Source organism: Enterococcus sp. DIV0187, assembly GCF_051713785.1.
In the GTDB taxonomy this organism is placed as follows: Bacteria; Bacillota; Bacilli; order Lactobacillales; family Enterococcaceae; genus Enterococcus_A; species Enterococcus_A avium.
On record NZ_JBIOQO010000001.1, the window covers coordinates 2524876 to 2544711 of the forward strand.

A 19836-nucleotide genomic window follows, 5' to 3' on the forward strand; every position below is an offset into this window, starting at 1 on the left:
ATATAGAATGAGGTATATTTGAATGAAAAAATTAGCAATTTTGGCAGCATCACTTTTAGCACTAATATCGTTAGCCTCTTGTGGTAACAAGGAAGAAGATCCAAATTCAACAAACGAACAAGGTGAACAAAGAAGTAATCAATCAGAACTGGTAACTGCATCAGAAGCGTTCACTAATTCGAAATACAAGTTTTGGTACAGCTTTGGTAAATCAGATATTGGCAAAGATGATGAACCGAATGGAATTTATGTTTCAAAAGATGAAAAATTAGCAAGTTATAGCATATATCGAACAGCTTTGGATGGCATGACAATTTCAGAAATACTAGATTTAAGCGATAAAGAAAAATTAACTAAACTTACAACACAACCGGAAGAAATAGACATTGACGGTGTTATACGAACAGCTACAAACTCAATAACACTTGATGATTTATTGACAAAGCCAACATTCAATTTGATTACTGATAAAACAGGAAATTCTGTAGAAAGCGAACGTGTATATACAAAGTATCTTGATAACAATCTTAATGACGGCACGAAAGAATTTGAGAAAACGTTTAACTGGGTAGCTTCTGAAACTTCAATATCTCTCGATGCGACAGGAGCATCAGCAGTGATTTATGACCACACGATGCGTGGTTTTTATGGTGTAAATTCGAAAAAAGAATATAATAGTATGATTCTAACCGAGACCGGCAACGACAATGTCAATTTCACTTTGAACTCTGTTGATGATAAAGGCAAAAACGTTACTGTTGATGCTGACTAAAATCTTTAGACCCAAATTTTGGGTCTCAGACTGTAGACAAAAGCTGTTCCAAACTCGTAACTCGAGCTTGGAACAGCTTTTTATCTACTTCGTTTCGAATTTTTGAACAAAAAAATAAAGGCTCCTTGCCTTTCCATAGCCAGGTGGCTAATTTCTTTAAATTCATTGCAGCAAACACTAGCATCGTATGCGTCGCGACTTTTTCCAAGCCTCGATACTTGGTCCAACGCATCCCATGCTTTTCTTTTGCATCCGCAAATATTCGTTCAATCGTTTGTTTCCGTTTTTTGTAAATTGATTTATTCAGATCCGTTAGGTGAAGATGTTCCACTTCATCCATCAGATCTCCCCAAACATGTCTCGTGATGACTCGTTGATGATTTTTACTTTTGGTACATTGGTTTAGCAGAGGACAGTTCACACATTCTTTTGGATTGGATTTGTATTCTCGGTACCCTTCTCGAGTAACCGTTGAAAAAGCGAGCATTTGATCCTGCGGACAAATGTAACAATCATAATACTCGTCATAGAGAAACTCGTTTTTTGATAATAGCCCTTTTTTCCCTTTGGGCCTTGAATAAGGCAAACAAGGTCGAAGATTCAAATGAGTCAAAAAGTGAACAAACTTAGGTGTCTTGTACCCAGCATCAGCGACAACACAGTTGATTTCAGGAAAAAGTCTCTTCAATTGTTTGACGAGCTGAAAGGCGACTTGACTGTCATGAATATTTCCAGGAGTGATGATTGTGCTAAGAATAAATCCGTTGTCGTCACATGAAGTATGGGCAGAATAAGCAAATTGTTTTTCTCGTTCGCCTTTGACGTAGTAGCCGCTTTCCGGATCAGCCTTACTTATTTTTCTTTCTTTCAGCTTCACTTCCTTTTCTAAGTCCAAAGTAAAAGGGCGTTTTCCGGCCTCTATTCGTTGACGATTGATCTCATCTTCTAATTCATCCTGATAGGCTTTCGCTTCATCGTGGGTCATTTCCTTCGTAAACTTATGTTTATTGGCGTTAGCTTTGATGTGGGTAGAATCAAGATACAAATTATCCTCTGTTACAAAACCTGCTTTAACTGCTTGTTCTAAAATATAGGCAAAAATATCCTCAAACACCGTCGTTTCTCTAAATCGGCGGACATAATTCTTTCCAAAAGTTGAGAAATGGGGGATTTTCTCCTCGAAGGAATAGCCTAAAAACCAGCGGTAAGCGACATTGGTATCGACTTCCTTAATGGTTTGCCGCATGGAACGGATACCGAATAAATACTGAATAAACACCAATTTGATCAGAATCACTGGATCGATACTTGGGCGACCTAAATCGGAGTAAGTGGCTTCGACGATTGGATAAATAAATTCAAAATCAAGCGCGGCATCAATCTTTCGAACGAGATGATCTTGAGGAACCAGATCATCAATCGTGAGCATCGCAAATTGATTTCTACCGTTCGTATTGTTTTTAGACATCATAACTATCACTCCTTGCATTCGTTTTCATAAATCTATTATAAAAGAAAAGACTGTAGACATCATCCATAAAACGGACTTTGTCTACAGTCTGAGACCCAAATTTTGGGTCTATTTTTTTGCGCAAATTCTTGCGCCTATCAACGATTTGAATAAAAAATTGGAGGCGCAAGAATATGAAATATAAACTGACACTACCCCATTTTGAAAAGACATTTACCAACCTCGTTTTTGTAAAAGAGCGAATTGAAGATGAAATTAACATGCGTATCGATAAAGAAATCAGTGATGGCAGCGTTGTGTTGCTTAACGAATCATTTGATGATGGTTTTGAATTAGAGATTAGCGATAAAAGTGATATGACAAATTTTGCTAAAGAAATTTTAAACGAATGGCTTGAAAATACTGAACAAAAAACATTGACGGATCAGATTTTGACACTGATCGGCGGAAAGGTTGATATAACATGGTAGAACTATATATTATTTTTGCAATTATCGGAGCGATCTTGAAAAAACGTGATGATCGTCGTAATAAACGTATGAATGAACAAGCCCGAAAAGAATTAGAACAAGAATGGAATGAGATCAATATTTCAAAATAGGAGCTGATGGAAATGGTCTTTAATTACGATCAAAAAAGAAAAGAGTATCTTACAGGTAATTTGTCTCACGAAGAATTTTATCTGGAATACGCAGATGCAATTGCATTCGATGATCTTCAATCGCTGGTGCCAGAAATTGCTTGCAAATCTCGTGATCCACATCTAAATGACGTACCTTTGAAAGTTTGGGATCATCGTTTCGCTGCTGTAAGAATGTTATTAACACGTGCGATCAACCAAGGGCGTGTTGTGAAACGTGTTAGAGGATTATCAGTCGCAGAATCATGCTGTATTTTGAAAGCGGTAGCAAAAGAAATCAATAACGAATTGATGTACGTATAGAGAAAAGGATGATGAATGATGGAAAATACAATTATTTGCGAAGAAATACTGACGTTAAAGCAAGTAAAGCGCAAGCGAAAAAACAAGTTGATTCCTGATAAAGTGACCTCCAGTTTTCAGTTGGGACAATGGCTAGGCCAAATGATTGGCAATCAAACGCAGGAACATTTTGTAGTTGTTTGTTTACATACCAAAAATGAAATTGTTAGCTACTCTACCGTCCATGTTGGAACGTTAAATCAAAGTGTCGCACATCCGAGAGATATTCTACAAAGAGCCTTGTTATCAAACTCTGTGAGAATTTCAATCGGTCATAACCACCCTTCTTCACACACAAATCCATCGGTTGACGATCAAGATTTTACGCAAAAGTTGAAGTCGGCCTGCGATGTTGTGAGAATAGAATTGTTAGATCATTTGATTGTGAATGACAAAGATGAGTATTACAGCTTTAAAGAAAATGATGGACTGTAGGTGGAAAAATGGGGAATTTAATGGATTATTTCAGTTTAGAAGATTTAGAATCTTTAAATTTGAACGCGGAACGCACTGCCGATAATTTAATGCTATCGATGCTAATCAGAACTGACCACATTTTTGTCGAAAATCAGGAAATAAAAGAGTTTTTAGACAAACATACTGCTGACAGAATGTTATTGTGGCAGTTTTCAGGTCAAGACTGCGATGACAATTTTGATTATATTTTTGTCTGGTATAACGATCAAGACCAGATTTTTGAAATCAACAAAGTTGTAAACAACGATGGTGATCCGCGAACAATTAGACTATACAATTTGGACGCATCGATGATGCATCATGTTGAGTTTTACCGTACAATTTCTCTTTTTGATACGATTGAACACAACAAATCGATGCCATGTTTGAACGATATTTTGGTGATGGTGACTCGATTAGATCTACCAGAATAAACTAAATAAGCAAACAAAACCCTCTATCCTTAGTTGTCATTTTGACTTTAATTGATAGAGGGTAACTTTTTTAATAAGACTTCACATAAGATTTTTAGTATATCAATAGTTTCATTTTGTGATTAAACTAACTATTGAAACAGTTCACTTCATAACAGATGAATTAATTAAGTTATTGACTTAATTCCTCTTATGTTAGATTGTCTAGAACCATTCTATACTTCATTTGAATGGTATAGCATTTTTCAAACATTGCCATTGGGACAACCTTCAAATGGAAGGTATCATATTTAAGATGTTTATTGTAACATTAAATATCTGTCTTTTATTCACTCGTTGTAGTTTATTCGGTTATTTGACTCCTTCATCTGTCTCGCTTTCACAGATCTTCTTTGATTCATAATAAATTCCTGATGTTTAATCATTCATTCGGTGTTTCCTAGTTATCGCCACACTCTTTTCGCTTCCGTCATCACCACTACCATCAACATTAGAAAAGCTGTTCGGTATTGAGTTTAAATTTGCAAAAATGATGTCAATTAATACGGTGTAGGTCTCCGGTAGGTATTCATTGAAATGCTCATGGCGTCGAAAAGTTCATTCGACCTTTTGAAATCAACAATCTGCAAGACCATTTTTCTATATGGAAAATTAACTTTGTAGATTCTTTTTATCAATGCACATACTATTTCTAGAACAATGTCAAATTTTTCAAATTTGTATCTTGAAAAATTTAAAACACTAAAAGATACCACTTTAGATTTTCTCCGTTGCAAGGAATTTAAGTTATTTTATTTTTTGAAAGTAAGTTCTCTCTTCACATTCCAATAAAAACTAAAATTCTTACATATGAAGACTTTTAGTAAACATATAAATGCTTCTGCACATACTATGACACATTCAAGTATTCATAAGAATCACTTACCGTTTTATTGTCCCGCTATTTATTCCACTATCCGTATAACTAACCATTCGAAACGTATTTTGATCAACGAGAACAATTCTTTTTTCCATTACTAAATCGTTATGTGCCATTGGCTTTTTGAAGCGGATAAAATAACCATTTTCCCAATTGGCTTCTGTATCTGCTTTGAATTCTATTTCATCGAAAGGTAGCTCGCCCTCTTGCCCCATTAAGGCAGTCGTACTATGCAATACTCCCGAACCATCTTCTTTTACTTCAAAACTTCCCAAGGTAGAATCATCGGTGTAGGTGATTGTCCAATTTCCTACCATGTTTACAGGCGCACTATGTTGTTTTTCTTTCATCTGCTCTTGGAGCTTCTCACGATGTCCCACAACATCTTCACTCGCAAAGCCTTGTTTGCCGTTCACGTTGTATAATCCATAAAATGGTAATTCAGGCTCCAAATTCCCATAAGTTAACTTCAATGGGTGATACATCCACTCAAGAAATTCCTTGGGTAAATCAGTTGTCGATCTTCCGGGTAAATAGATTCTGATCTCTTCTGCGTCGTCTAATCCATATATGCGATCTGTTGGGATCAATTCATATTTATCCTCCATACCAGCTTGTGGTCCAGTAACTTCTAAGTTCTCTATATTCATCTTATATTCATAATCTGATAGTTGTTCAACTTTTTTGAAACGCCCTTTGAAATCGCAACGATGAACCTCAGAAGCATCATAATCTGTATAAATCCCAGTAAATCCACCTTTGCCATCCATCGTTAGAACTGTCCGCCAGCCACCAGCACCGCTTGAAAATGTAAACTCTTCTGGCAGCTGCGAAAAGAGGGCTGTGTCCTCATTCGTCTCTGGCTTTGATTTTTGACGAATGTCACTGCTCTCAGCATTCTCAGTTTTTGAATGGGGCAGTGAGTAGGTTTCTGAGATCTTACTGCTGTTGCTTTCTTTATTGGCCGCCTCTTTTTCAGTTTTGCACCCTGCTAAGTTCACTAGGCAAATACAAAGTCCTATACCCACAACAATCTTTTTCATCTGATCATCCCTCCCTGTTACACATGCTTTTCATTGCTGCTAAAATCGTACTGGATGCTTTCGCACCATCATTTTATAATGGCAACTACCCCATCTTCAGATACAGCACGGCAACAATCTGTGTAAACCTCAACAAATTGATAATTTCCGTGACAAGCAAGTGAGCGCGCTTTTTCCATCCCGTTTGGTAAAATTTTTCCGATTTCATAATGTTCTACAATTTGTAAATCATAGGATAATGTATGAACTTCGTAAGGCTGCCCTAAATAGCATTTGGCTACATAGCCTATCAACAAACCGCCTAATTCTATTTCAGGAAATTCTTTCTTGATGGTGTCTACGACCTTATCAAACTGGTGATTGCTCAGGCTTGAGCCAGAGGCATCTAATTGTCCCAGCGCTTTGAGATAGTCAGAGGAGCGCTTCTGTCTCAGTAATCGATTGATTTTTAGTGGATCTTGCGTTATTGGTTTTGGTGTGCTCAGTGATGCGGATAATTGTGTCTGATTTTTTTGTTTTTCTGAATGGTTCAAAAATACTCTCGGCATAACGGCCCCCTTAAACTAATACTTTTCTAGTTTTGAAGTTGGTTGTTTCATTTTCCAATACTTCTGCTCCTATCGGATGTCCTGATGCTGGAACTGCTCTAGTCTTTCCCCATTCACGAATGGATTCAATTTTTTCTGGCGATGTTTGAGATAACGGAACGACGTTTTGAAAGGTCTCAATAATTGTACTTTGGGTGATCTTAAATTCTTCAGAGGCAATGGAATTATACGCAATTTCTCTGACTGCAGATTCTAAATCTGCACCTGTGAACCCATCAGTAATTTCAATAATACGATTGGCAAATTCGCCTTCGAATTTTAGTTTCAAATACTTCGCCATATAAATGGTTAATATTTCAATTCGTTCGTCACTAGTAGGTAGATCAACAAAAAAGAGTTCATCAAACCGCCCTCTTCGCAGTAATTCAGAGGGAAGTTTACTGACATCATTTGCAGTCGCAACAACGAATACCTGTTTTTTACTTTCTTGTAGCCAGAAAAGAAATTGCCCCACCATTCGAGTAGACACGCCCCCATCATTTGATCCTGATGCTCCAGCTAACCCCTTTTCTATTTCATCAATCCACAGTACGCAAGGGGAAACATGCTCTGCTGTAGTTAATGCGTCCTTTAATTGTTGTTCTGACTGACCGACATAACTCCCTTGAACAGTAGCAAAGTCCAGTCGATAGAGTGGCAGCTTCCAATTTGCTGCGATTGATTTGGCAGATAAGGATTTTCCACAGCCAGGTACGCCCACTAATAAAATTCCTCTAGGGGATTGGAGTCCTCGGCTTTTCATTTCAGCTCTTTTCTCCGGTGTCAGTAATTCTTTCTTTACATTGAGCCATTTCCTCAAGCCAGATAACCCACCCACATCTTTTACATTTTCATCAACATCAATTTTTTCTAACCCTGAGATGTCAGAAAATAGACGATCTTTTGAAAAACGAACTTCATCAATATCTTGTTTCTTGATTTCTTTATTTGCAATTAGGGAAGCAATGATGTTTTCGGCTTCGATTCTTGTAACGCCCGTCAAAAGTGAGGCGACTTCCCGAATATCAGAATCGTCCCACTCGATCGGAATTTCATTACGATAATCATCAATATAGTCTTTAACGATTCCATACATTTCATTTTCATCAGGAGAATCAACTTTGATCAGCATTCCTAGTCGTTGTAGCTGACTCCAAATCGAATGGTTCGTGAACACTATGATTGAGCCGCCTGTTTCATTTGCTAGCGTTACTAAATCTAATAGCTGTTTGGCTTCACTGTTGTCAGATGAAAGATCTGGAACTTCAGTCAAGATCATTGTGACATTTTCTTTGCGTTTCATCTGATCACTCATAAAGTCAATGGCGCTATAAAAGGATTTATCTTCACTCATTGTCTGACCTGCTGTTAATTCATACACTCCTTTTGAGAGCGTATGGACGTAAAATCTCAGTGTCAGGTCTTGCGCAACTTCATTCAACATCTCTAAAGTTCTCGATCGTTCCACTGTGTTTATGGTAATAAAAGGAATTCTGGCAATTGAATATCTTCTCATTAAATCTTTTACTTCAGTCACTGCAGCCAACTTTTTCTATCTCCTTACTTAACGATTCACTCGATTATTTCGTACTAAACTCATCAGTTTCCCTGTTCTATCAGATTTTGCACTATCTTCCAAAGATTTTTGGATTTGATCTCTTTGTGATTGTACTAAGTGGATCAGTTCTCCGCGAGTATCCTCTGGCAGAATGGGCAAATTCATAAATGATTCGATTACCTTCAGTTCTTTTCTCAGATTCAAGATCGATTGGACGATCGCACTTTCAGTTCCTGCTGTGCGTGAGAAATTTACTTGAAACTGATCCACAGCTTTCTGTATTCTATCAACAGCTGCTTCGGTTAATCGCTTAGTAAATCGATCAGCGACTCCTACCTGCCATTCTAAATACCCGCTGCACATTGCATCTAATGTTTCTTGGTCATTTTCCCCTGATTGAAAACGGCTAATACTATTGACCCACTCGTTGTATGTCCTAGGCGATCTCATATTTTTCTTTTTCTCCTCACAGTTGTGTTTGGCGGAATGATCTCCCATTCTGGAAGTCCGTGGGCCAACGGATTTTCTTCTTCCTCATCTTCTTCCACCGTTGTATTAAACTCAAAAATGAGCGGTACTTCATTTCCCTCTGCTTCTGGATTTTTTTCGAGCTTTGCTTTTTTTGTCGGTGATCCATTTCCAGAAGGCTTAGGAATAGCCTCAGAAGGCAACTCATCTATTGTTTTTAAATCTGAAGCTGTCTCAACTATTTCCACAATCTCCTCAGTATCTGCTGATTCACTTAAAGGTTTTTCTTCCTTTACTAAGCTTTTCGATACTTCTTGTAAAACTGCTTCTTGATTTAATTTTGTTCCGCATTTGAAACAAAAATTCGCAGTATCACTTTTCGCTTCATACCCACAGTTTGGACACTTCATTATTTTCCTCCTCCTACGTTGATTTTTCTTTTTTCGCCAGATAACGAACGAATATAATGATCGGGTGAAAGTTGTTTTAAGAAGTCCAGAACTTTTTTACTATTCTTATCTTCTTTTTCAAAGTCTTTTCTAAAATCAACAGCCTCAGCAATCATCGCACGAATGATCTGTTGTCCGCTTGTTTTTCTTTCTTCCATTTCTTGAGAAATTGTTTCTTTTTGTTGCAGAATCTGCTTATTCTTACTATACGTGGACCAAGCGAAATAACCGCCAGCAATTGCTGCGATCCAGCCCAAAACTCCGAGAAAAGCAATTCCTAAAACAGCAATTCCTATTCCAGCGATGATCCCTATATTAGAGGTGACTAATTGACTCAGGCGTTTTTCTTTCTCCGCATCCATATGTTCAATATATTTTGCTATTATCTCATTCTCATTTTCTCCATCAATGGTTGCTGCTGAAAAACCATTCAACGCTAACTCGATTTGATGAGGAACACAGGCTCTATTCGTGGCTACGACATCATTATAAGCATCCGTAATCCAGTCTTTAGAAACAGAAATTGCATATTTTTGTGTGGAATAGCTGGCATTTGTGCTCTCTGGTTTCAGCGCTGCATCTGTCAATAGCTGCGAGTAATCTTTTTTCTGATCCAGTGCGGTTTCTTCGATCTTCATTTCATTGTGAGCCGATTGCATATCGCCACCATTTTCTATCACTAAATGATTCAGCAACTCGTCTTTGCGAAGCGGCGTTTCTTCGTCATCAAAACTTGAGACTAGAGTAAATAATATCTCATCTAGCTGCTCTTTCAACGTACGAGTAGAATTGGGCTGCTGGAAAATATTTACAAAATAGTCAAGCAATCGTTCATGAAGCAACGCACCTTTGAACACATCTAAAATCTGAGGATAGGTGGGACTGTATTTCTTTAAATAAGGATAGTTCAATCCTGGATCATGGGGTCGATACAGATTAATGGCTTGCGACCACTGATCAATCTGTTGTTCTGTAAAGCCTGTTTTTTCTGCTATTTTTTTCAACCATTCTTCTAGACGACTCGAAACTAAGCCTTCAGAATCCACTCCTAATAATCCGCTGGCAAACGCATCAATGATAATGATTGTTTGCCTATCTAAATTCTCTTCTTCTTGGTTCTCTAAAAAGCGTGCCACCCATTTAAGACTCGCTTGCTTTCTTCCAGCTCTCCGGCAAATTAGGGCGAAAAGCAATGACGTCTTTTCATCATCTCGGCGAATGGCTTCTTTCACCGCTCTTTCTGCTAGTTTTTGATCATCATTGATCCATGCAGAGACAGCCACCGTACACGAAGCTAGCCAATAATTCGGTGCATTCAACATCATCTCTTCACTGATTGACGTAATGGTCTCTTTGCGGATCACTTCGAGGTCATCTGCTTGCAGGATTCCTAATGTTGTTCTGCGAACCTCGTCATAGTGTCCATAGGTTGATTCTAATTCTTGGCGAATCTTAACTAAACGTGTCTCTGCCACCGAAAGATTATGTTGACGATTTGCTTGATCAACGTACGTATGAAATTCTTTCGCTAACTCTGCCAGTTCTTGGTAAACTGTATGCAAATTCTGATCCACTGCACCTATTCGATCATCTACTAATTCCATTCGCTGATTAATCGCTTGTAGATTCCCTTCAATGATGCTTAAATTTGCTGTACTTATCGCTTTATCTGCCATACCCACAACTCCTAATTCATTTTATTCCTGTTTCTTTTATAAAAATATGGCAAATTCTCTTAATAGAAAGCTTGCCATCATTTATTATTCGTTATTTTGCTCTCTTACATCAATACGATATCCAAACCTCATTGACACCGTCGTTTTTAGTCACACCATCTGTTAATGCAAGTCGTGAAGAATACGAAAGATAGCCATAGAATGTTTGGCTGCTTCCAGAATCCCATTGAACGGTTATTTTTGCGTCTGGTCGAATTGTTTTTGTGTCTGGCATTGAACGAGGGTACATGGTAGTCGTCTCATAACTTAAGATATTGCCAGCTGCACCTGTGATCGTAGCCTTTCCAAAATATTGTTTTCCACCATAATTATTTTGGGTTACCCCACCATTGGCTGAGATCGTTAACGAGCTTTGCTTTTGCCCACCCTGAGAATAGTAGAAAGTATAGGTATTTGCCCACTTAGCAAAATCCCCATTAAATCCGCTGTTTGAAGCATTCTGAGAGGTTTGATCGTTTGAGTTGTTTTTATTCTTTTCTTCTTGAATCCCTTGATTATTTTCTTTCTCCAGCTCTTCAACCTCCTCTCGAATCGAATTGAAATTTTCTTTGGCAAGTTTACTAGCTGGAATAGACGCCAGTTTCAATGAAGATTCTTTATACTCTCCATTGATCGTCAATTTTTTTGCTTCTTGAATAATATCGTCGTATTTAGAAATATCCTCAACGCTTGATTCAGAAGTTTGACTTGAAACAAGCGATGTTCTTGCAGGGGAATCCGGTTCTTGATTCCTTGCCATGGTAGAATACACTCTAGTCCCTACGATCACGCCCAAGATAATCACTGCACCGAGTACAAGGAGGACTTTATTTGAAAAGTGCTTTTTTTGACTACTTCTAACCACGTTTTCATCATTATGTTCAACTTTTTGATCCGATGCATCAGAATAGTCATCGTCTGAGATAAAATGATGCCCACATTGTTCACAAAATAATGCAGATTCTTGATTCTCAGTTCCACAGTTTGGACAGTATTTCATTTAAATCTTCCCCTTTTTAATTAATCATTTGTTTAAAGCAACTAATGTGAAATTCCCAATCGCTGCACGCATTTGCCCACTATCTATCACGTCATTAGAAAGGATAACTATCGCGAAAGGATTATTCTCTGCCAGAACCAGTCCGATATCATTTTCCACTGAAGGAAGTTCTCCTGTCTTATTCGCTACTTGGACAGTAGTCGGTAATTTACTTGGAATTTTAGTTCTTATTTGTTGCCCTCGCATCATTTCCAACATGTTCGAATAGGGTGCTACACTTCTATTTTGATACACTTTTTTTAGAAAACTCATTGTATCTTCCAGCGAAGTGTAATTTTCTTTCCCCATACTTCTCGCTTGTTCATCTAGCATTTTTCGTTGCAATTGAGTAGTCGTATAGCCGTTTTCTCTAAAATAATTATTCAATATATCCATTCCACAATGGTCGATAATGGTATTCGTTGCCTGATTATCACTCGTTTGGATCATTTGTTGAATCAAAGTATCTAATGTTTCTCCAGTAGCTGTCGTTTCTGTTTCTAGTTTTTTTCGGTAAACATACTCCATAATAAATATTTTTATCACGCTTGCTGAGATCATCGGATCATTATTGTGGTTAGATATGTACTTCTCATCATTAAAATAATAAATTCCATAACTAACTTCAGCTGCATTTGACACCAGTTCCGAATCATCTAAAGAGTCTAACATCATTTCACTTGAGCTTATGGTCGACCTCTCATCAGTTACTAATTCACTCTGTTCAGAGACAGTACTGTTTGAATCTTTTATTTTATTAATTTGCTCAGGTACTATTTTTGCAGGTTGTCTACTATTATAAATCTTCATAACACTGAAGGTTAGGCCTATCGCCAATACAAAAATGATCATGTATAGCATTAACACTTTTTGAATTTTTATTTGTTTTTTCCTTCTATCTTCTCTCCTCATAATTTTCCCTTTTTAAATTATTAATTATTGTGATTATACCACAATTATCGCTTCATACAATTATATCCAGAACTTTCACCTGTGCAATATGACTTATTTAAAATAATTGTTTTCTTTTAAGTCATATTTATAGTTTTTGGTAAAGTTAATCTGAGAGAATTAGATAACGATTTTTTGCGAGCAAATTTTAATATTCCTCGTCAAGCTGATTTAGAAAAAAATTAACGATCTCAACATGGCCTTTCAGCCGACACAAATTTTCGGGTGGTTCAAGTAGCCGCAAAGCTTGTGATGGGGTAGGTGAACTTGGTAAGTGGGAATTGCCTTTGATCCAAGCGTTAAGATCGGCAGGAGTCCAAGTATGCAGTAGAGCTTCTTCGTAATATTGTACTGATTGACGATTATAATTGTAGTTACGTAATACACGTCGTGCGTAAGATAGAGCTTCTTTGCTAGTTTGCTGTGATGTAGTCATTATACGTGCCCTCCGTTTGTTTGTGTGATTCAAGTTCTTGTTTTAATTGTAGAATTTCAGCATTTTTCATTTCAAGTTGATTCTTCACACATGTTAAGTCATCATCGATGAGAATCAATGCTTCATTTTTTGCAATAATCATCGGAATTAAATCTTTTTTTGTAAAAGCAGTGTATGTTTGATAAATATCATTTAAATCAATATTCATATCAATCGTTGGTGTTAGGATGATTTAGTGGACACATTTTGGGAGAGGACTATAATATCCTCGAACGAAAGGAAGTTCGCCAAATGAAAAAGTACAGTCAAGAAAGAAAAGACATGATTCTTCAACTCGTCGCAACTGGTAAACCCGTCGCCGAGATTTCCCGTGAATATGGCATTGCAGAACAAACGATTTATAAATGGAAGAAAAACAACAGCCCAGTCGCTGGTAGTTCCTTGACTCCGACTCAGATCAAACAGATGGAAAAAGAAATGACTCGTCTGCGTCAGGAGAACGAAATCTTAAAAAAAGCAATGGCTATATTCACGAAGTAAACTTACACAGTAAAATCATCTTCATCAAAAATGAAAGTAATGAGTATCCGACTCGGATGCTCTTGCGAGTAATGGAAGTATCACCAAGCACGTATTACAAGGAGCTTAAACATAAACCTAGTCATCGCGAGCTTGAGAACGAACAAATCGATCAGGCAATCCTGTCCATCTACACAGACAGCAAGAAGCGCTATGGTGCATGGAAAATTCATCATCAACTGATTGAGCAAGGCTTTGATTTATCGATAAAACGTGTGCAGAAAAGGATGCGTATCCTCGGCATCCATTCGATCACCGTAAAAAAATATCGACCAACCAAGGCTTCTAAAGAGCGTATTGAAGAACGGTCAAATATTTTAAACCAAGATTTTTCAACAACCAGCATCAATCAAAAATGGGCCGCTGATATCACGTATATCTCAACTTCAAAAGACGGCTGGACCTATTTAGCTTCTGTAATCGACCTTTATTCGAAAAAAATTATTGGCTACACCTATGCCAAAGAGATGACAACGGAAATCGTGATGAGTGCGTTAGAATCGGCGATTCAAGAACAACAACCAACAGACGGACTGATCATCCAAACAGACCTTGGTTCGCAGTATACGAGCACCGATTTTGAAAAAGCGCTACGCGAGAACAAGATGACGCACTCCTACAGTCGTAAAGGGACGCCTTATGATAACTCCTGTATCGAATCATTTCACGCAGCATTAAAGAAAGAAGAAGTCTACCAAACGACGTATCATTCGTTTGAAGAAGCCCGATTAGAGCTGTTTCAATATATTGAAGGATGGTACAACCGCAAGCGGATACATGGGGCCATCGGTTATCGAACACCACAACAAGCAGAAGACCAAGCTCGGCAGAAAACGCAATAGCTACTCCCATTTTTTGAACGAATCCACGAGAATTTCTTTTCATGGCTTCAGAGAATGGTCAAACGGTTTTGGTTTGACGATTGTCTGAAACCATGAAGCAACTCGAGAGTGGATTGGTTTCAAAAAAACTCTCGATAAATGCGTCCACTTTATTGACACAGATCCACGTCTCCTTTTTCTCGTTCTTTAAGTAATGTCCCATCATAAATATTAGTAAAATATTGCTTACAGATTGTCACATAGTCTTTTTCAATCTGTTCACACTCGTCGGAACAATCGATACGTACAAGTTCTTCGTAGAAAAATTGTACATATTCAATATATTCAACAAACAAATCAACATATGAATTTTGAAAGCACCAATTTTTCTGTATCAAAGTCTCACATATATCTAGTGAGTGAGATAAATACCAATCTATTAGTTCTACATACGAGTATGAAAATGAGAGTGTTTTTCCATTTTCGCAATCGTGTGGATCCTATACATCTGTTGCTAAATCAATGTAATAATCATCTGTGTCATGAAAACGTAAATAATTTGTTTTTATATTATCTACAATATCATCAACATCATATCGATTTTGGACGGTTAAGTATTCTATATTAATCAACACATCTTCCCACTCTGTTGATTTTCGATGGGTCTGTAAAAATAATCTCATACACCACAAAATCGGAGTAAAATGGTCGATTGTTTGTTGAATTAGTAATTGCATTTTACTTGTCTCATTCATCATCAACATATCTAAATCTCGCTCCTTTGTGTTAAAAATCGAGGTGTCTCGAAAGAATCGCATCATATCAACGTATTTTAACTATTTTTCATTTTGAAGGCACCCCAAGACACCTTTGAAAGTGACAAATATGCTGATATTTCAACTGTTTTGGTAATCGGGGTGTCTCGAATTTAAAATTTACGTTTCGCTTTATATTTCTATACTCTCATCTGTATATGTGTAGTGCTTTTTTATATAAATTAATCTAATATATAGAATATCAAGACACCTCACCCTGAAAGGCCTGTTATTCCAATGGTTACAGCATTTTTCGAGGTGTCTTGGAGGTACCTTGAGGTGTCTCGTCACAAATCAACGCGTCTCTCTGATATGGGGTAAAACATTGATGTGACAACGTTTTCAACCACTTTTAGTATGGTGCATTGAGGTGCCTCAAGTGCCTTTGCTCAAGACACCTTCGATTAAATAACATATACTGACAATATACTGAGTATATTGTAAATATATTAATGCAATTAAATTGTCAGAATATTCAGTCCTCTTATGAATTTCAACAAATCACGTCAAGACACCTCGCGACACCATTTCAATTCTAAATTATCCATTAAACCCAAATTCTTGCCACGTTCCTTGTTTCGCACGTACTGTTCTACCATCAGGTGATGTGATGCCTCTTAGCAAATATCCGGCTTTTTTGATCTTAAAGCCTCTATATCCTTGCAAGACCCGTCCAAAACGTTTAATCCTAGTTTTCTCCATCCCATGAGCACTCATTTCTCGCGCAAAGTTGTTTTCACCAAGTTTTACTTGGCCATTCATATCCATTGTTGTACGATACATGTCATACATTGCTTGATAATGAATAACATCATCAGCATCATCAGTTTTTTCAAAGAACTCATTTTCTTCTTCAATGAATTGACCTAAAATATCCATTGAATTGATCCATTCGTTTGTGTCAGCTTCAACCTTTGCAGGTAATTTCCAGAAGTTCGTATTGTTGTCTTCACACCATTCCACCATTTCACGATACGCAGCCATGGCTGCATTGAAAACGCCTGCAAGCATTTCTGGTGAATTTTGAATTTTTTTGTGGATGTCATGGAATTTAGGATCATTTTGCGATCGATCTGTAGGTACACAGCGCAAGTAATGAAATCTACGTAGTAACGCTGATAGGTTGTCTTTAAACGATAATTCTCCATTTCCGACGAAAATTAATTTTGCAAGATTTGGTCTAAATTCTGCATCTTTACCCTTTTTTTCCATTGAAATGCTGTCGCCACCACTTAAAATCTTCAACATTTCAGAAAACTTATGAAAACCAGATTTTGTATCAGAGTCAATGTTCGCAGTTTTTCCGATCAAACTACCTGCGGCGAACTTGTCTGATGTCAATGACGTTAACTTCACAGCAGAAACAGCACTCAGATCAGGATCAGCATCGTACGCGTTTAGCAATGTTTGTAAAATAGTGATGAACGTACCTTTACCAATTCCGCCTTCACCGTTGATCAGCAAAATGTGTTGGTATTTGTACGTAGATGTCATACAATAACCCATCCATGCAAGCACGAACTCGCGCTGCTCGGGGCCAAACAAATGATCTAAGAAATCTAAGAAAAGTTGGCATTCAGCATCTTTATTGTATTTAATGGTAGGAAAATTCATGATTGCATACAATGATGAGTCAAACTCGTTATTAAATTCACCTGTAGTTGTATTGAAAATACCATTTTTCAACACAATCTTTTCTTCATCCGCCAACGGAAAGCAGACCGAACGTACGTTCTTGTTTTCTTGACGATACAAAGCTCGTGTATCTTTTACTGTCCGCGCAATATCAGCCTCTTTGCCTAAAGCCCATAAATATTGGGTGCGGATCTTGTCATCAAGCCAACTTTGACCGTTTTTTATCCAAACACCTGATTTTTCATCATAGTAATAGTCGTCTTTTTTGCTGTCAGGATTTGCCCAGTAGACACCTTGATTGTATTTATAGAATGTCGCCGCGACAACTGATGGTTGAAAAACGGGCTTGCCTTTTTCATATTGAAGCCACTCGTCTTCATACATGTTTCCGACTTTTGCTTCACTATCACTATCAGTATTTATGCTCTCATTTTGTTTTGCTCTCGCCTCACGTTTACGTTCTTCTGCCAACTTTACGACCTCCTCACAGTTTTCTCGTATAAACTTATTCATTTTTTTCATGGACTCGTCATCATCACCGAATTTGTGGATGCGCACAAGATCGAAACTATTATGTGCATGACCATTGTTTGACGGGTCTGTCGCATGTCGACTGTAAACTAGCTCCGTATCCTGATAATATTGCAACCCGCCTTGTGATGATCCATTGATGTATGTGTATCTATTAATAGTATAATCTGTATATACATCACTCAGGAATTCTTCAATCGCCAAATCTGGTGGAAATGCTGTATTGAAAGCCCCAATCAGACCAGGTTTTTGACTTTGTTCTGTTAACTCACCGTCTCCGCGCCCTTTCGCACTTGCGATGAGTGGTTCAAGAACCTTATTCTCATGTTTTGATTGAGGCCAGTTTTCTCTATCTGTGATGTCTATACCATCATTTTTCATTGCATTAACTAAATCATCTGTTTTCAAAATATCTGCTAAATTTACTGCTGATCTAAACCAACCGTTGCTACAAGTTGAAGGATAATACATCAAACGCGCAACTTCATGACATGTATGATCAAACATATCAATACCAAGTTTGCTTGCAATAAAGCGTGATACTGCAACACTTGTGAGCATATCAGTGTAATCCACAAGTTCACCTTTTTTATTCTTAATCTTAACGTTATCTTCTACGATTTCCCGATCGAAAGGCAACATGATACGCATGCGAGGCTTTTGCTGTGTGGCATTACGAGATGTATATACAAAGAAGAAAACATCGTAGTCAAAAATTGATTTTAAAACTTCTTGAATGTGAGTAAACATTTCATCAAAAGTGCGTTGCGTACCGGATCGTTGCGGTTCGTCAATATCAAATGTCAGCATTGTTCTTGTTCGAATGTTTTCGCTTTTACGATTACTATCATTTACCCATAGCGTTGATCCAACGATTGCAGAACCATTTTTCAAAGCGCCACGTTCATCATCAGACAGTGATTCGTAAGATTTTTCTGTTATTTTGTCAACGCGCAGTTCTGTAGTTGTTTTAAATAATTCAACTAGATCAAACTTTCGAGTATGCCAATTTTTGTCAAATTTCGATTTGCCAACGGTCGCTTCAATTTCAATGTCAGCAAATCTCGATGTCCGCGGATCAGCCGTTTTAACAATATCGTTGCTGAATGAATCAATATCATCTTGCGTACCGTCCATGATCCAACGCGCATTGAGATTTTTATGATGTGATAAATTATCAAACAACATCTCTTGTTTTACCATCTTTCTCAATCCCTTTACTTTCTTATTTCTCAACGTGCGTAATTTTGTTTTCGTATTCATGCTGAGATTAAACAGCGAGAGGGAATCGAACCCACCATTTCGCTACCAAGCCGCTGTGCTGTTTTTCTAGTTTTGATTCAGTAATTCCGCAATCAGTTCATCACGTTTTGCAATTGCTTCACGATATGCTGATTCCATTTTCGAAGTTGCATTAAATTCTGCTTTCGCATATACCTTGTCGCGCTCGATCTTCAAATTTTCGTCTGCCGTATTTTCATATGCTTTTGCAATCTGACTTAATTTTTTCATATGTTTTTCTGCGACTTTTTCGATTTTAGCATCTGCATTTTTTACTTTTTCTTTTAAAACATCAATATTTGTAGCGTCAGCAAAAGGATCAAAAACGGCAGGTAGCTCATGAAGTTCTTTATATTCTTCTTCAACGATTTCACAAATGTCACTATCTAGCTGATCAACATGCAGATACCAATCGTCAGCTAAAATATCAGAATTTTCCTTTTGAAGTGAGTTGTAAACATCTTCCTCGTTTGATTGATATGCCGCCAATTCTGTATCAATTTCTGCTCGTAAATCTCTGATCTCATATAATAATTTGCATCGTTTTTCGAAAACATCGAGCAGTTGTTTTGTTAACATCAACTCACTATCTCGCTTAACATCGATTTCTTGTTGATTGTTCCTTTTCCGCCAAAAAATTGCTGATTTTACGTCAACAAATTCTTTCAGCTCAGCTCTCACTGCGACTTCATCACCAACATTTTCTGCTTCTTTTTCTTCTATTTCATCCATTTTTCGTTTTAGTTCTTCAATGTAATTTTCCATTCTCTTATACCTGCTTTCATTTTTTTTTGGTCGCAGCTTTCATCTTCATCTGTTTTCGTCATATTTGTTTTCATCTCATGTTGCGCCAAAAACGCAGCGAGGAATTGAACCCCGCCTTTTGCTACCAAG

General features: G+C 37.4%; 21 protein-coding genes. 7 read left to right on the forward strand and 14 right to left on the reverse strand.

The window, feature by feature from the left end; genetic code table 11:
• Window positions 1-22 precede the first annotated feature (22 nt).
• Window positions 23-772: a hypothetical protein gene (locus IGI52_RS12320; RefSeq protein ID WP_438781461.1), complete on the forward strand. Its 750-nt coding sequence runs from the start codon at window positions 23-25 to the stop codon at window positions 770-772.
• 25 nt (window positions 773-797) lie between these two features.
• Here the strand turns inward: IGI52_RS12320 and IGI52_RS12325 are convergent, their stop codons facing one another.
• Window positions 798-2243: an IS1182-like element ISEfa7 family transposase gene (locus IGI52_RS12325; protein ID WP_438781462.1), complete on the reverse strand. Its 1446-nt coding sequence runs from the start codon at window positions 2241-2243 to the stop codon at window positions 798-800.
• Window positions 2244-2416: 173 nt separating this feature from the next.
• Here IGI52_RS12325 and IGI52_RS12330 point away from each other — a divergent pair, with 173 nt between their 5' ends.
• Genes IGI52_RS12330 through IGI52_RS12350 form a run of 5 tightly spaced genes read left to right on the forward strand, consistent with a single transcriptional unit; the run spans window position 2417 to window position 4115 of the window.
• Entirely contained in the window at window positions 2417-2713 is a 297-nt protein-coding gene (locus IGI52_RS12330; protein ID WP_438781464.1) for a hypothetical protein, read from the forward strand.
• Window positions 2707-2844: a hypothetical protein gene (locus IGI52_RS12335; protein ID WP_438781465.1), complete on the forward strand. Its 138-nt coding sequence runs from the start codon at window positions 2707-2709 to the stop codon at window positions 2842-2844. The genes IGI52_RS12330 and IGI52_RS12335 overlap by 7 nt, the downstream gene beginning before the upstream one ends.
• Before the next feature lie 12 nt (window positions 2845-2856).
• Window positions 2857-3186, forward strand: a complete 330-nt coding sequence (locus IGI52_RS12340) for a hypothetical protein (RefSeq protein ID WP_438781467.1) — start codon at window positions 2857-2859, stop codon at window positions 3184-3186.
• Between the two features lie 18 nt (window positions 3187-3204).
• Window positions 3205-3660 (forward strand): JAB domain-containing protein, encoded by a 456-nt coding sequence (locus IGI52_RS12345; RefSeq protein WP_438781468.1) that lies wholly within the window; start codon window positions 3205-3207, stop codon window positions 3658-3660.
• 8 nt (window positions 3661-3668) lie between these two features.
• Complete coding sequence (locus IGI52_RS12350) at window positions 3669-4115, forward strand: hypothetical protein (RefSeq protein ID WP_438781469.1); 447 nt, start codon at window positions 3669-3671, stop codon at window positions 4113-4115.
• A gap of 921 nt (window positions 4116-5036) precedes the next feature.
• On the opposite strand, the gene IGI52_RS12355 is transcribed toward IGI52_RS12350, so the two are convergent.
• From IGI52_RS12355 to IGI52_RS12400, 10 genes are all read right to left on the reverse strand, one after another.
• Entirely contained in the window at window positions 5037-6077 is a 1041-nt protein-coding gene (locus IGI52_RS12355; protein ID WP_438781470.1) for a hypothetical protein, read from the reverse strand.
• Between the two features lie 68 nt (window positions 6078-6145).
• On the reverse strand, window positions 6146-6625 hold the full coding sequence (locus tag IGI52_RS12360) for a hypothetical protein (protein WP_438781472.1): 480 nt from the start codon (window positions 6623-6625) through the stop codon (window positions 6146-6148).
• A gap of 10 nt (window positions 6626-6635) precedes the next feature.
• Complete coding sequence (locus IGI52_RS12365; RefSeq protein WP_438782250.1) at window positions 6636-8201, reverse strand: AAA family ATPase; 1566 nt, start codon at window positions 8199-8201, stop codon at window positions 6636-6638.
• A 27-nt stretch (window positions 8202-8228) separates the two neighbouring features.
• The gene (locus tag IGI52_RS12370) at window positions 8229-8672 is read right to left on the reverse strand and encodes a hypothetical protein (RefSeq protein ID WP_438781473.1); all 444 of its coding nucleotides are present in this window, start codon (window positions 8670-8672) and stop codon (window positions 8229-8231) included.
• Window positions 8669-9100: a zinc-ribbon domain-containing protein gene (locus IGI52_RS12375; RefSeq protein WP_438781474.1), complete on the reverse strand. Its 432-nt coding sequence runs from the start codon at window positions 9098-9100 to the stop codon at window positions 8669-8671. Before IGI52_RS12375 ends, IGI52_RS12370 begins: the two co-directional genes overlap by 4 nt.
• A complete protein-coding gene (locus tag IGI52_RS12380; RefSeq protein ID WP_438781475.1) occupies window positions 9100-10815 on the reverse strand; it encodes a hypothetical protein in 1716 nt (571 codons plus the stop codon). Before IGI52_RS12380 ends, IGI52_RS12375 begins: the two co-directional genes overlap by 1 nt.
• Window positions 10816-10924: 109 nt before the next feature.
• Entirely contained in the window at window positions 10925-11854 is a 930-nt protein-coding gene (locus tag IGI52_RS12385) for a zinc-ribbon domain-containing protein (RefSeq protein WP_438781476.1), read from the reverse strand.
• 24 nt (window positions 11855-11878) lie between these two features.
• Window positions 11879-12805 (reverse strand): serine hydrolase, encoded by a 927-nt coding sequence (locus IGI52_RS12390; protein ID WP_438781477.1) that lies wholly within the window; start codon window positions 12803-12805, stop codon window positions 11879-11881.
• Between the two features lie 187 nt (window positions 12806-12992).
• Window positions 12993-13280 carry a hypothetical protein gene (locus IGI52_RS12395; protein WP_438781478.1) on the reverse strand — a complete coding sequence of 96 codons (288 nt, stop codon included), beginning with the start codon at window positions 13278-13280 and terminating at the stop codon, window positions 12993-12995.
• Window positions 13258-13422 (reverse strand): hypothetical protein, encoded by a 165-nt coding sequence (locus tag IGI52_RS12400; protein ID WP_438781479.1) that lies wholly within the window; start codon window positions 13420-13422, stop codon window positions 13258-13260. Before IGI52_RS12400 ends, IGI52_RS12395 begins: the two co-directional genes overlap by 23 nt.
• A 149-nt stretch (window positions 13423-13571) precedes the next feature.
• On the opposite strand from IGI52_RS12400, the gene IGI52_RS12405 reads away from it, so the two are divergent.
• Window positions 13572-14701 (forward strand): IS3 family transposase gene (locus IGI52_RS12405; protein ID WP_438781480.1). Its coding sequence is split into 2 segments (ribosomal slippage): window positions 13572-13800 and window positions 13800-14701, totalling 1131 coding nucleotides; the frame shifts between segments, so codons are not numbered across the junction.
• Between the two features lie 479 nt (window positions 14702-15180).
• Here IGI52_RS12405 and IGI52_RS12410 read toward each other — a convergent pair.
• The 3 genes from IGI52_RS12410 to IGI52_RS12420 form a co-directional block, all read right to left on the reverse strand.
• Window positions 15181-15498 carry a hypothetical protein gene (locus IGI52_RS12410; protein WP_438781481.1) on the reverse strand — a complete coding sequence of 106 codons (318 nt, stop codon included), beginning with the start codon at window positions 15496-15498 and terminating at the stop codon, window positions 15181-15183.
• Between the two features lie 537 nt (window positions 15499-16035).
• Window positions 16036-18864, reverse strand: a complete 2829-nt coding sequence (locus IGI52_RS12415) for a DNA primase family protein (RefSeq protein ID WP_438782251.1) — start codon at window positions 18862-18864, stop codon at window positions 16036-16038.
• Between the two features lie 126 nt (window positions 18865-18990).
• Window positions 18991-19707 carry a hypothetical protein gene (locus IGI52_RS12420; protein WP_438781482.1) on the reverse strand — a complete coding sequence of 239 codons (717 nt, stop codon included), beginning with the start codon at window positions 19705-19707 and terminating at the stop codon, window positions 18991-18993.
• Between the last annotated feature and the right edge of the window lie 129 nt (window positions 19708-19836).

What these genes read in the sequence shown, in the direction of transcription:
- IGI52_RS12320 (WP_438781461.1), top strand. Translation starts at nt 23, where the DNA reads ATGAAAAAATTAGCAATTTTGGCAGCATCACTTTTAGCACTAATATCG.
- IGI52_RS12325 (WP_438781462.1), bottom strand. Translation starts at nt 2,243, where the DNA reads ATGATGTCTAAAAACAATACGAACGGTAGAAATCAATTTGCGATGCTC.
- IGI52_RS12330 (WP_438781464.1), top strand. Translation starts at nt 2,417, where the DNA reads ATGAAATATAAACTGACACTACCCCATTTTGAAAAGACATTTACCAAC.
- IGI52_RS12335 (WP_438781465.1), top strand. Translation starts at nt 2,707, where the DNA reads ATGGTAGAACTATATATTATTTTTGCAATTATCGGAGCGATCTTGAAA.
- IGI52_RS12340 (WP_438781467.1), top strand. Translation starts at nt 2,857, where the DNA reads ATGGTCTTTAATTACGATCAAAAAAGAAAAGAGTATCTTACAGGTAAT.
- IGI52_RS12345 (WP_438781468.1), top strand. Translation starts at nt 3,205, where the DNA reads ATGGAAAATACAATTATTTGCGAAGAAATACTGACGTTAAAGCAAGTA.
- IGI52_RS12350 (WP_438781469.1), top strand. Translation starts at nt 3,669, where the DNA reads ATGGGGAATTTAATGGATTATTTCAGTTTAGAAGATTTAGAATCTTTA.
- IGI52_RS12355 (WP_438781470.1), bottom strand. Translation starts at nt 6,077, where the DNA reads ATGAAAAAGATTGTTGTGGGTATAGGACTTTGTATTTGCCTAGTGAAC.
- IGI52_RS12360 (WP_438781472.1), bottom strand. Translation starts at nt 6,625, where the DNA reads ATGCCGAGAGTATTTTTGAACCATTCAGAAAAACAAAAAAATCAGACA.
- IGI52_RS12370 (WP_438781473.1), bottom strand. Translation starts at nt 8,672, where the DNA reads ATGAGATCGCCTAGGACATACAACGAGTGGGTCAATAGTATTAGCCGT.
- IGI52_RS12375 (WP_438781474.1), bottom strand. Translation starts at nt 9,100, where the DNA reads ATGAAGTGTCCAAACTGTGGGTATGAAGCGAAAAGTGATACTGCGAAT.
- IGI52_RS12380 (WP_438781475.1), bottom strand. Translation starts at nt 10,815, where the DNA reads ATGGCAGATAAAGCGATAAGTACAGCAAATTTAAGCATCATTGAAGGG.
- IGI52_RS12385 (WP_438781476.1), bottom strand. Translation starts at nt 11,854, where the DNA reads ATGAAATACTGTCCAAACTGTGGAACTGAGAATCAAGAATCTGCATTA.
- IGI52_RS12390 (WP_438781477.1), bottom strand. Translation starts at nt 12,805, where the DNA reads ATGAGGAGAGAAGATAGAAGGAAAAAACAAATAAAAATTCAAAAAGTG.
- IGI52_RS12395 (WP_438781478.1), bottom strand. Translation starts at nt 13,280, where the DNA reads ATGACTACATCACAGCAAACTAGCAAAGAAGCTCTATCTTACGCACGA.
- IGI52_RS12400 (WP_438781479.1), bottom strand. Translation starts at nt 13,422, where the DNA reads ATGATTATTGCAAAAAATGAAGCATTGATTCTCATCGATGATGACTTA.
- IGI52_RS12410 (WP_438781481.1), bottom strand. Translation starts at nt 15,498, where the DNA reads ATGCGATTCTTTCGAGACACCTCGATTTTTAACACAAAGGAGCGAGAT.
- IGI52_RS12415 (WP_438782251.1), bottom strand. Translation starts at nt 18,864, where the DNA reads ATGGTAAAACAAGAGATGTTGTTTGATAATTTATCACATCATAAAAAT.
- IGI52_RS12420 (WP_438781482.1), bottom strand. Translation starts at nt 19,707, where the DNA reads ATGGAAAATTACATTGAAGAACTAAAACGAAAAATGGATGAAATAGAA.